This window comes from Ruegeria sp. CDSC025 (assembly GCF_059610805.1).
The window spans coordinates 24,559-35,662 of the sequence record NZ_JBXWOJ010000022.1; the positions used below are offsets into that span (position 1 = coordinate 24,559).

Sequence of the window (11,104 nt, forward strand, 5' to 3'; positions counted from 1 at the left end):
ACGCGGATCAGTCGCTTTCATTGAGAAGTGTCTTGAGGTGCGACACCGGAACGCCAATATTCGAACCACCAAACTCGGGTAAGATCGCGGCGTTGATCGCAACCACCTTACCGTTTCGGTTCAACGCAGGTCCCCCGCTTCCTCCAGATGTGGTCTCTGCATCATAAACAATGGCGCCGGGACTGGTCTGGGCTACGATTCCCCGGCTGGCCAGGGGTCGGATTTTATTTTGTTCCGAAAGATGGGTCGCAATTGTCCAGAAATCCACGGCGCCTTTATTCTCTAGCGTTTTCAGAAAGCCCGGACCGGCCTGCGCGATAAGAGCCTTCAGGCCGGTTGGATATCCAAGCAGGAAAACTTCCTCTCCCGCTCGCGGTGGCTCATCTGCAAGTAACAGCCCAAGACCCCGAACGCGTGTGGCGTCGATAGAGAGAAGCGCCAGATCTGCGGTTTCGCTTGCTTTATGCAAGACAGCCTTAATTGGCACAGTTTGATCAGGCAAATAGACCAGCAAACTCAGCATCTCGGCCTCCAGCGCTGCGGCCTGAAGGGCTTGTGCACGGTCGCCAGTCGTCCAGGGCAAGGCAACATGACGGTTGGTCACCAACAGAGGCGGGTCCTGTAGAAGAAACCCGGTTCCAGTAAACTGAAACTCAGCAGGTTCGCCCATCGCATCTGGTTCGAGCCACGGTTGTCCAAATGGCGTTTGCAGATTCTTTCCATCGGGGCCAACCACATGCCGCAGCAATTTCCCGCTTTTGATCTGCCGCAATCCATAGGCGCCCTGGACGAACGCGACGGAACGCGTAGAGGCTGTGATAATCCGCGTTGATGCGCCTGCGCGTTCCTCCAGCGTGCCAAGACGCTGCTCAGTGGACAGCACCTGACTCTCGAATGCGTCTTTGAGTGCACCCAAATCCTCTGGCGTCAACGAGTCTTCCTGGGTCTGTGCCAGCATAACGGCAACTGCTTCGATCTTTCGGGATTCTCGTTCCAGGCTGTCCGCCAGCTTCCTGTCGTTCTGAAACAGTAAATACCCAAATACGGCGATCAGAAGGATTGCGCCAATAACGGTGATCCTGAAGAGAATTGTGGTTTGTGATGTTAGCCGACGCCCACTGTCGCGCAGTGCACCGGAAATTTTTCTTGGAAAGGGTCGACGGCTTGTTCTCGCATATGCGTACGCGTCGCTTAGAATATCCTCGACCGTGCGATGTGCAGGGAATGAGTGTTCGCATACCCTGTAGCGGGACATCGGGCCTTTTTCGCCGAATTCGATCATGTCACCGTGCCTGAGGTCAGCCGAAGCGACCTTGTGACCGTTGACCCAGATATTCCGATCAGACAACGCGTTTAACGTGTAACCGTCATCTGACCACTGAAGAGTCGCAATGTCTTCGTCATAAGCTGGCACATCTTCTTTCGGTCTCAGCCTCAAGGTACGGTCCGGACTGACCGAGGCCGACACAGCGTTGTCGGCAAGCCAGACTACGGCCCCGCGGGACGGGCCGGTCAAGCTCTCCAGGAATGCACGGACATTACCTGTATCAACTCCTGTGTCGCCTTGGTCCGGTGTCCGCATGGCCCATCTCTGATTAATAGCGCTATACCCACTCTATCATGGGCAACCTCGAAACTTCCACGTTTGGCAATAAAGCACACATTCAGAGTATGCCCGGGAGCGGTTCTCCGGCGGTTAATTGTTACCGTCGAGTTAATTGCAAGTAGGTGATGCCATCAGGAGAAGTCCAATCACCGACCGACCAGCCTTCTGTACATGTTGACCCGATCTTGGTGAACGTGCGTGCGCTTCAAATTTGCTTACTTGGATGAGACCTTGATCTTTCGGCTGGGATCCTGAGGCTCGGTTTTTGGCATGTTGATGTGCAAGACACCCTTCTCGAACGCGGCGGAAATCTTCTCGACGTCATCTGCATTCGGCAGCGTCATCGCTCGGGCGAAGCTGCCACAGCACCATTCACTAACACGCAGATCACCTGTGTCATAATGCGAGATCTTCTTCTGGCCACGTAGTGTCAATCGATGGTCCTTGATTTGGATGTTTTGCGGGGACTGTTTGCCTTCAAGCATCTGAACCTCCTCCTTTAGTGCTATAACGGCGAGGCAGTATTATGCCAAATTACGGGCGCGGCCATTGAACTTACGCAAGCGGGTGTTCTGTCAGCCGCCTAGTTTGGCTCAGGTGCAAAAACTTATTTAGGTCTCTTGTGCAACCGAGCGTCTAAAAAGCAGCAGACTAGTTGCCAGAAGGATCGAGCCCAAGCACGCCATCCATACAAACTCTGCCCAGACCGTCTCGATCCCGGCACCTTTGAAAATGATGGACTGACTGGCTGACATGTAGTGGCGGGATGGGAGGATAGATGTTCCAATCTGAAGCCAGCCGGGCTGCCCTTCGATTGGCGTCTCTCCTCCTGACAGCATCAACATTGGAAGCACCGTCAGCATAACCAAAAGTGCGAATTGAGCCATTGAGCGCGCAATCGTCGCAAGAAACACCCCAAGCGCCGTCGCCGTGAAGAGAAAGAGAGCTGTGCCAATCAAAAACAACACCTTCGATCCCGCGATGCTGATCCCCAGGAAGTCTTGCATAACAAAGGTCAGCGATAGGGCGGTCGCTACCAGAACCACCGCCGCGTTTGCCCAGATCTTGGCGACCGCAATGTCAAATGGGGTAAGCGGCATCGCCAGCAGGTGTTCGATTGTTCCATGCTCGCGCTCACGGATCATGGCAGCACCGGTAAGGATTGTGGTCAGCCACATGATCTGGCCGATCAACGCGACGATACCGGCGAAACGAACAGTGTCGCGGTTTGGATTAAATGCGCTGCGCACAATGATATCGATGGGCGGCGGGTCTAAAAATTCTGCACCGATGGCAAAGCGCCGGATCTCGGCACTCAAGATATTGATGATGTAGTTCGCTCCAATTCCGGCCTGCTCCATCGCTGTCGCATCGATCAAAACCTGAATTTCCGGCGCGCGCCCGGCCCGAACATCTTTCTCGAACCCTGGTGGTACTGCGACTACAAACAGGAAATGCCCTGCATCCATCTTTTCGGCCCCGGTGCCCGGTGCGATCTGGACAACGGGCTGGAATTCAGGCGGAAAAAACGCTGAGGCAAGCGAGCGTGAAAGAGGCGAGCCATCCTCGTCGGCAAATGCAATGGATGCATTGTTGACCGAGTTTGAAACGCCCGTAGCCTCCATTACGGGCGCCAGCGTGAATGACCAGACAAGCAGCGCCATCATCACCCAGTCGCGCCGAAGGCTCATCATTTCTTTCAAACCAAGCCAGAATATGCGGGACAATCGTTGCATTCACGTCTCCTGCGCTCGGAGTAACAGTGCAGCGATCAAGGTTAGCGCGGGCCCGAAACAGGCTAGGGCCAGAAGGTCGGGGGCAAGTGCATCCCAGCTAAGACCTTTGGTGAACGCGCCGACGTTTAGATGCAGGAAATAGGATGAAGGCCAAAGCGATCCAATCGTCTGGGCGCCGCCTTCCAACGTCGAGATCGGTTGTAGCAGCCCGGAGAATTGAATGGTCGGCACCACCGACGCGATAGCGGTGGCAAAAGTTGCGGCCACCTGGCTCGACGTTATGGTCGCAATAAGCAGTCCATAAGATGTGGTTGCCCAAACATATAGGAAAGCACCAATTGCAAGAGGCACCGGATTTCCTTTTAGGGGCACGCCAAAAATGAAGATCGTCATCGCTGCCAAAAGTAGGAAATTGACGAACGCTATCGCGATGTAGGGGATCTGTTTGCCAACCAGAAATTCGAGCCGCGTCGTTGGCGTTGCGTAGAAATTGGTGATCGTGCCCAACTCTTTCTCCCGCGCGACACTAACAGCCATCAAAACGGCCGGCAGCATTATCAACAGGATCGCAGGCATGGCAGGGGCCATTGCAGCGATACTTTCAAAGCTTTGATTGTATCGGAAGCGCGGTTCGATGCGAGCGATTTCGACCGACTGCTCGCCACTTTGGCGGGCCAGTACTTCCAGAAACGTACTGTGAAGCCCGGCCACATAGCCCTCTATTGTCTCACCCTTGAACGGTATCGCACCGTCCACAATTGCCAAGACTTCAGTTGGCTCGCCGGCGCGCAGCTTGCGACCAAAATCGGGTGGAAGTTCGACAGCCAGCGAGATGTCTCCTTTGGCCAACCGCTCGCGGCCGTCTTCAAAACTGGCCAGTGGCACCGTGGGGTTGAAATAGCGCGAACCAGAAATCTCGGCGATATAGGTACGACTCTCAGGCGTTTGAGACAGGTCGAGTACCGCGAAATCCAGGTCTTCTATGTCCAGAGTGATCCCATAGCAAAAGACCAACATCAGGATCACCGAGCCAAGGAAAGCAAAAGCCAAACGGACGCGATCGCGCAGAACCTCGGTTGTCTCGCGCCGTGCATAGGCCAGTATGCGCCCGATACTTCCGGCAGCGCCCGCGTTGACAGCATCAACCGAAACATTGGGTGCTGCTACCGGCGCGGGCGGCTCGACCGCCTCCAGGACAGCGATGAACGCACTTTCCAGACTGTCCGACTGCGCCGTTGCGATCAACTCATCTGGTGTACCTTCAGCTAATACCTGGCCTGCATGCATGAAAGAAACGCGATCACAGCGCTCCGCTTCGGTCATGAAATGTGTCGAGACGAAAATCGTTACATCATCGTCTCGCGACAGCTCGATTAACAGCGCCCAAAACGAGTCGCGCGCCTCGGGGTCCACGCCCGAGGTTGGTTCATCCAGGATCAACACCCGAGGCCGGTGGATCACGGCGACGGCAAGGGAAAGACGCTGCTTGATACCCAGCGGAAGCGCCGACGCCAGCGTGCCCATATGTGCCTTCAGGCCGAAACGTTCGGCCAATTCATCGATGCGTTCCACACGATCCTTGATCGCAAAGATGCGGGCGTGCAACTGGAGGTTTTGTTGAACGGTCAGCTCGCCATAAAGCGAGAATGCCTGGCTCATATACCCGATCTCGCGGCGCATCCTTAGATCGCGCGCATCCACCGGTCTGCCGAACAGCAGCGCCTCTCCCTCACTTGCTGGCAGAAGACCTGTCAGCATTTTCATGGTGGTTGACTTGCCGCAGCCGTTTGATCCGAGGAAGCCAAAGATTTCGCCTCGGTGGATCGAGAATTCGACGTTGTCGACGGCAGTAAAATCGCCAAAGCGCCGGGTCAACCCACGCGCCGTGATCACCGGGTCTGCACCTTGATGATGCATAGGTACCTTGTTCGACACAAACCGGGGTTCCCCTCGTGCCTGTAGTTGCCTGTAAGATGTTTCAAGATCCCGGGCTTTACCCTTCAGCTTGGCAGGGGGGCCGTGAAATATCACCCGACCGGTATCCATCGCTACGATAAAATCGAATTGTTCGGCTTCCTCCATATAGGCCGTTGAAACCAGAATGGAGAGACCGGGCGTTTCTTCTCGGACCGCGTCTATCAGCGCCCAGAATTGGCGCCGCGACAGGGGATCAATTCCGGTCGTCGGTTCGTCCAGTACCAGAAACTTAGGGTCGTGGATCAGCGCACAACACAGTCCAAGTTTCTGCTTCATTCCGCCCGAAAGTTTGCCCATAAGCCGGTCCGAAAAGGGCGCAAGTCCGGTCGCTGACAGCAAGGCCGCGATCCTGATTTCACGTTCCTGTTGCCCCTGTCCGAAAAGACGTGAAAAGAACTCGAGATTCTCACGTACAGACAGTTCCGCGTATAAGTTGCGGCCCAACCCCTGCGGCATAAATGCGATCGCCGGGCACACGCGGTGACGGTGCGCGCGGTCACCTATCGATCCCCCGAGAACATCAATTTCCCCGGACTGAAGTTGCTTTGCGCCGGTAATCAATCCCAGCAGCGTTGACTTGCCAACCCCGTCCGGCCCGATCAATCCGATAAGCTGGCCAGTTGGCAGAACCAGCGAAAGGTTATCCAACGCAACATGCTGTCGGTACGTGTGTGTGACACCGTTGATGCAGAAACCAGATGAGCCCCCCTCGGCGCTCATTCGAACAGCTCGGGTGGAATTCGTCTATCCAGATCGTCTGGCCACGCGCCATCGGAAGTAAGTCGGATCGCTGCAATGCCGCGAAGGCCGGTCTTCACATGCTCAATCCGCGCCGTAACCAAATCCCTGGGAATGCGAACCCGAACGCGAAAAACCAGCTGCTCCCGTTCGCTCAAAGTTTCTACCTGCTTGGGAGTGAATTGAGCTTCGGGAGAGACGAAGGTTACGGTTGCTGGGATGGCAAATTCCGGCAACGCATCAAGCACGATGCGCGCCTCGGCACCGATGGGCAATAGTCCCGCTTCGCGTGCAGGCAGGAAGACCTCCATATAGACGTTTTCCAAACTGAGTAACGTCAAGATCGGTTCGCCCGCTCCAACGACCTCGCCGGGCTCGGCCAGTCGATACAGAATACGCCCCGGCATGGGAGCGATGAGAGAACCATCCTCTATTTGTGCCGCAATCCGGCGCACCTCGGCCTCTGCGGCGGCAATCTGGCTATCCGCCGTTGCAACCCGGGCCTTGGCCGCGCCCAGCACGGCATCCGCAACCTGAAACGCGGTTTCACGATCCTCAAAGACAGTCATCGAGATATTCTGACCGGCCAGCAACGCCTTGGCCCGGTCAAGCTCCTGCGAAGCGCGACGCTGCTGGCTTTCTCGCTGGATGACCACGGCTTCGGCTTCGGCCTTGGTTTGGCGCGCCAGCGCAACCTCGGCACTGGCACGGTCAAGGGCTGCAGATAATTCATCTGTATCCATTTCAACCAGCAGTTCACCCGAAGCAACCAGGCTGCCCTCTGCTGCCATGACCCGAGCAACGCGCCCGGCAAAGGTTGGAGCGATTTCTACTTGTTCAGCCTCGATCCGCCCATTGCCCTGTACAAACCCAGCCGGCAATTCATCACTGTCTTCTGCGACGAAAAAATAAACAGCTGCACCTGCAAGTAGGAGCGCTATGGCGGTCAGAATTGCGCGTACGTTCTTTCTCATGGCCCCGCGCACATTTGTTAATTTCCTATTCTAATTTAGCTCGCTCTCGACGTGATGCCTTGAGTTGGATCAAACAGGTTCTATCTGATGATTGTCCAAGTGCTTATCGGGTACGAAATTGCGGCACAGGTCTGGTTGTTGGCCCACATCCACGGCCCAATGAGGCTTTCGGGGTGTGACTCTCTATGACGGCTGCGCCAAATTGGTCGCAATGATGCGCAAGGGCAAGCATCCCGAAGTCGAAATAAATGCCCAGTTGTCCATCTGTCGTGTCAAAGCTCTTACGAGTCACGCTTCCAACGTTCAGATAAAACAAACACTGCGTCAGCGTTGCTGGCTGTCGTTCCTACTTCGGCAACATGAAGAACTCTTCAAGTACAATTTTCCCATCTGCTACCGAATAAACTGCGATCTCGCACAAGGTCATGTGTTGCCCTGTAGCCTTCTGCGTTACGTTAACCTTATATCGAACACCGAAGCGGTTTGGGGGATGAACATAGGGGCCATCCACGTCGAATTCGACGATTTCATGAGCTGCCAGCCAGTCCTCTCTTTTTCCCTTTATAGCATCCCGGCCCTTGGTGATGCGAAACTGTCGAACCGGAGGCACAACCGCCTCAATAGATTGAGCGTTTTCGGCATACATTTCACCAACGTTTGCAAGACCTCTGCGATCACGCATTGCCTGAACGAATGTTCGTCCAATCTCGACTAATTCTTCCATGATAGCCCCCCAATTTCAGCCTCAACTGTATCACATCGTACCTTTGCCAATCTTGACAGGGATCAATAAAACTAGATGTTCGCGAAGGATTTAGATCAGGATCGTGAGGACGACTTGCACAGTGGAAATGAGCGGCCCAATTCCCGGCGCCGTCTTCAGCCAGTGCGCTATTAGACAACGCCTTCAGAACCAACTGTTTCCGATCATTTCTCTCCGGCGGGTGCTGAAATCGAAGAAGCGGATCTTACCGATTTGTTCCGCCAAGATAAGCAAACCAATAGGCCAAGGCAACTCCTCCCGCCCCGCCGACAATGTTACCCAGAGTGACCCATAGCAGATTGGCCGCCGCTGCGAAAACCGGCACAGTTGCTCCCGCTGCCCAGCCCTGCGGGAAGAAATACATGTTGGCAATCGAATGCTCGAGCCCCAGCAACACAAATGCAGAGACGGGCCACAGGACCGCTAGAATTTTTCCGGCGACGCTCCGGGCGGCGAAGGACAGCCATACGGCAAGGCAGACCAGCCCGTTGCACAATGCGCCGCGGGCGAAAGCCTCCATCGGTTCCAACCCCGCTTTGGCATCGGCTACCATTATGGCAGTGCTACCCATCGGCCCCTCGAGCAAGCCGGTCAGGGCGAAGGCCAATGCAAGCCCAACGGCACCCACGAAGTTACCAACGTAGACGATGCCCCAACTTCGGAACAGCAGCCGCAGCGGTATCTTGCGATCGACCGCTGCGATCACCATCAAAACATTTCCGGTGAACAATTCTGCACCACCTGCGATCACCAGGATAAGGCCCAGGGAAAACACTGCTCCTCCCAGAACGCGGATCGGCCCCGAAGCGCTGTCTGCCCCCGTGACCGCCATCGTATAGGCCGCTGCGCCAAACCCTATGAATGCTCCAGCCAGCATCGCAAGAACGAACATGGGTGCTAGTGGCAGCTTTGCCTTTGCGACCCCGGCAGTCTCAACTAACGTTGCAATTTCAGCGGGTTTATGAGCATCGAACAGGGCCGGGGGGTTCATGTGGCGCTCCAGAGTTGGCACGAGTTTACGTAGCAGGAAGTTTAATCCTGTCTTCTGACCTTGAACTAACGCGCAAATAAAACCGGAAGCCTATCTGTTCCCTCTGAGTTCGGATAGTTCCTCCTAACACAGTTTGGCGCGCGGTCATGGCCATAGGTACCCATGAGATCTACTTCAGCTTCCGCTTTCGCGAGATCTCAACGCAGAACTTTTCGATCCTCATCGTTTAGCGCCGATTGGGGCCAAGTTTGAAAATCAGGCAACGGTTAGAACAGCACAAGTGGCATTCTGACTGATGCCTAGAGAGGTGCTCCCTTGAATTAGGCTCCCAATGCTTCCCAATCCACGGCGACCCGTCACAATCAGGTCAGCTTTGCATTGCTCGGCACATGCGATGATCTGGTCGACGGGATCTCCGCGTTGGGTATGCGTTTGCGAAACCGTCTGATTGTACTCTTCGACAATCTCTCTACCAGCGGAAATAATCTTGGTTGCTGCCTGATGCACCTCTTCGTCTGAAGGCATTGTCGTGACGGCGTGATAGCCAGCCAATGCGCCCATTGCGAACGCCACGGTTTGGGGCTGAGGTGTATGAACAAGGTGAATTTGGGAGCCATATTTGCTTGAAATATCACAGGCAACGCGCAGAGCTGCTTCTGACGCCTCAGATCCATCCAAGCCAACTACGATCTTTTTGAACATGTTGCACTCCCTCCTTAGTGAGGGGTTAGTATGGGCGAGCTTGAAGTAGTTAACTTTGACTCAAATCAACACTTTTCACTGCAGGTTCGAACGTAGTCGTCCGTCTATTTCTAGAAGATACACGGTAACTGAACCAATTTTAAAGAATGTTAGGAGTTGCAAACGGGTCATCCCAAAGGGGCAACAGCGCATAATTATTGCGAAAAACCTCGCGCAGACGCTGCATTTTTTCAAAGGGTATCAAGTTAAGCCCAATGATAAAGATCAAGGGAAATGGCGAGAAGAATTGCTATTAGGGACGTGCGTTTCAGTTCGTTTGGCAAGGTTGGCAGATTGCCCACGACATGAGATTCAATCTTATTTCTGGGGAATACAACGATGCCTTCCTCTCCGCCTTGGGTTCGCCCAGTTACGATAGCCGCAGTACTCTTTGGTCTCCTGACCATTTTCTTAGGAGGAACAGCCCTGTTTGGGGGTGCTGCTGCCAGAGCTGCAGTCGGAGATTCAGTTCCATTCGTGCTTTGGTTCAATTTTCTGGCTGGATTTATCTATTTGCTAGGCGCTTTGGCGCTCTATAAATCCACAATCTGGGCACAACGAATTGCCTGGTTGCTTGGCTTATCTACACTATTGGTGTTCGTTGTTCTGATACTAGTGGCACTTAGTGGAACGCCGTTTGAATGGCGAACGGTCGGCGCAATGACCATACGCAGTGCATTCTGGTTAACTGTAGCTTTCGCGCTTTCCAAAACCGCATAAGCCAGCCAATGGGTGCCTCACCCGCGCCCAAATAACTTGGCAAGACAGGCACTTTTGATTGGGATCAAAGGTATTCCTCTCGGCCATCGCTCTCGCTGCTACAGTCCTATTCTGGCTGTAAATCAATGAGTCTGGAGCCTACGGAACCGTAGAAGGCTAAACGGCTAAGATTGCGCATTTATCAACGATGTAGCCAGAGAAACCGGTTACGAAACGAAGCTGATCAACGCCGGCGGTCACCCCCGCTGGTCGTGGTTTCTTGGCTCGTAGCCTATCGAAACGGGACGTTGGCAAATCTGAAATGGTGGCTTGCCGGAAGCACTGCGATCACCGTGTTGGCATGGGTCAACGTGTTCAATGAGGCTCAAATCAACGATTATCTAATCATGCAGATGTGAGACAATGACAAAACAAACTGTGGTGCTGGATAGCACTTTGACCTGCCCTCGGTGTGGGCACGTTGAAACCGAGAAAATGCCAACTGACTCGTGCCAGTGGTTTTATGAATGCAAATCATGCAAGGCAGTCTTGAAACCGTTAGAAGGCGATTGCTGTGTTTTTTGTTCCTACGCAACTGTCCCGTGCCCGCCAATTCAGTCAGGTGACTGCTGTTGTGGATAAGCGGGCCGCAACCGCAACATCCGAGAAAGGTGTTGATTGTCCGCATTGGCTCGTCGGCCAAAGTTTGCAAAGTCTGGTTTCTGCGCATCGCGACCATCAAACTCGCACAACTCTGAGCCAGTGCTGAGCCTCCCCAACTGAACTGGTCCCCCGTTATGTATAGGAAACGGAGGACCTAGAATGGCAAACAAGAGACCGAAGCCGGAAGAGATTGTCTCGAAGTTACGGCAAGTTGAA

At 54.3% G+C, this 11,104-nt stretch carries 9 protein-coding genes; 1 reads left to right on the plus strand and 8 read right to left on the minus strand.

Annotation, left to right across the window (positions count from 1 at the left end):
- Positions 1–7 precede the first annotated feature (7 nt).
- The 8 genes from AC2FH8_RS19915 to AC2FH8_RS19950 form a co-directional block, all read right to left on the minus strand.
- Positions 8–1,582 carry a trypsin-like peptidase domain-containing protein gene (locus AC2FH8_RS19915; protein ID WP_496690563.1) on the minus strand — a complete coding sequence of 525 codons (1,575 nt, stop codon included), beginning with the start codon at positions 1,580–1,582 and terminating at the stop codon, positions 8–10.
- A 239-nt stretch (positions 1,583–1,821) separates the two neighbouring features.
- A complete protein-coding gene (locus AC2FH8_RS19920; protein ID WP_496690564.1) occupies positions 1,822–2,091 on the minus strand; it encodes an Hsp20/alpha crystallin family protein in 270 nt (89 codons plus the stop codon).
- A gap of 126 nt (positions 2,092–2,217) precedes the next feature.
- The gene (locus tag AC2FH8_RS19925) at positions 2,218–3,342 is read right to left on the minus strand and encodes an ABC transporter permease (RefSeq protein WP_496690565.1); all 1,125 of its coding nucleotides are present in this window, start codon (positions 3,340–3,342) and stop codon (positions 2,218–2,220) included.
- Complete coding sequence (gene rbbA, locus AC2FH8_RS19930; RefSeq protein ID WP_496690566.1) at positions 3,343–6,039, minus strand: ribosome-associated ATPase/putative transporter RbbA; 2,697 nt, start codon at positions 6,037–6,039, stop codon at positions 3,343–3,345.
- Entirely contained in the window at positions 6,036–7,031 is a 996-nt protein-coding gene (locus AC2FH8_RS19935) for an HlyD family secretion protein (RefSeq protein WP_281995027.1), read from the minus strand. The genes rbbA and AC2FH8_RS19935 overlap by 4 nt, the downstream gene beginning before the upstream one ends.
- Before the next feature lie 346 nt (positions 7,032–7,377).
- Entirely contained in the window at positions 7,378–7,755 is a 378-nt protein-coding gene (locus tag AC2FH8_RS19940; RefSeq protein WP_496690567.1) for a SnoaL-like domain-containing protein, read from the minus strand.
- A 244-nt stretch (positions 7,756–7,999) separates the two neighbouring features.
- The gene (locus AC2FH8_RS19945; RefSeq protein WP_496690568.1) at positions 8,000–8,785 is read right to left on the minus strand and encodes a formate/nitrite transporter family protein; all 786 of its coding nucleotides are present in this window, start codon (positions 8,783–8,785) and stop codon (positions 8,000–8,002) included.
- 255 nt (positions 8,786–9,040) lie between these two features.
- A complete protein-coding gene (locus AC2FH8_RS19950) occupies positions 9,041–9,487 on the minus strand; it encodes a universal stress protein (protein ID WP_496690569.1) in 447 nt (148 codons plus the stop codon).
- A gap of 1,161 nt (positions 9,488–10,648) precedes the next feature.
- Between AC2FH8_RS19950 and AC2FH8_RS19955 the strand changes: the two genes are divergently transcribed.
- A complete protein-coding gene (locus tag AC2FH8_RS19955; RefSeq protein WP_496690570.1) occupies positions 10,649–10,867 on the plus strand; it encodes a GDCCVxC domain-containing (seleno)protein in 219 nt (72 codons plus the stop codon).
- The last annotated feature ends 237 nt before the right edge of the window (positions 10,868–11,104 follow it).

Bases quoted from the DNA above. Each gene is read 5' to 3' on its own strand.
- AC2FH8_RS19915 (WP_496690563.1), bottom strand. From the start codon at position 1,582: ATGCGGACACCGGACCAAGGCGACACAGGAGTTGATACAGGTAATGTC.
- AC2FH8_RS19920 (WP_496690564.1), bottom strand. From the start codon at position 2,091: ATGCTTGAAGGCAAACAGTCCCCGCAAAACATCCAAATCAAGGACCAT.
- AC2FH8_RS19925 (WP_496690565.1), bottom strand. From the start codon at position 3,342: ATGCAACGATTGTCCCGCATATTCTGGCTTGGTTTGAAAGAAATGATG.
- rbbA (WP_496690566.1), bottom strand. From the start codon at position 6,039: ATGAGCGCCGAGGGGGGCTCATCTGGTTTCTGCATCAACGGTGTCACA.
- AC2FH8_RS19935 (WP_281995027.1), bottom strand. From the start codon at position 7,031: ATGAGAAAGAACGTACGCGCAATTCTGACCGCCATAGCGCTCCTACTT.
- AC2FH8_RS19940 (WP_496690567.1), bottom strand. From the start codon at position 7,755: ATGGAAGAATTAGTCGAGATTGGACGAACATTCGTTCAGGCAATGCGT.
- AC2FH8_RS19945 (WP_496690568.1), bottom strand. From the start codon at position 8,785: ATGAACCCCCCGGCCCTGTTCGATGCTCATAAACCCGCTGAAATTGCA.
- AC2FH8_RS19950 (WP_496690569.1), bottom strand. From the start codon at position 9,487: ATGTTCAAAAAGATCGTAGTTGGCTTGGATGGATCTGAGGCGTCAGAA.
- AC2FH8_RS19955 (WP_496690570.1), top strand. From the start codon at position 10,649: ATGACAAAACAAACTGTGGTGCTGGATAGCACTTTGACCTGCCCTCGG.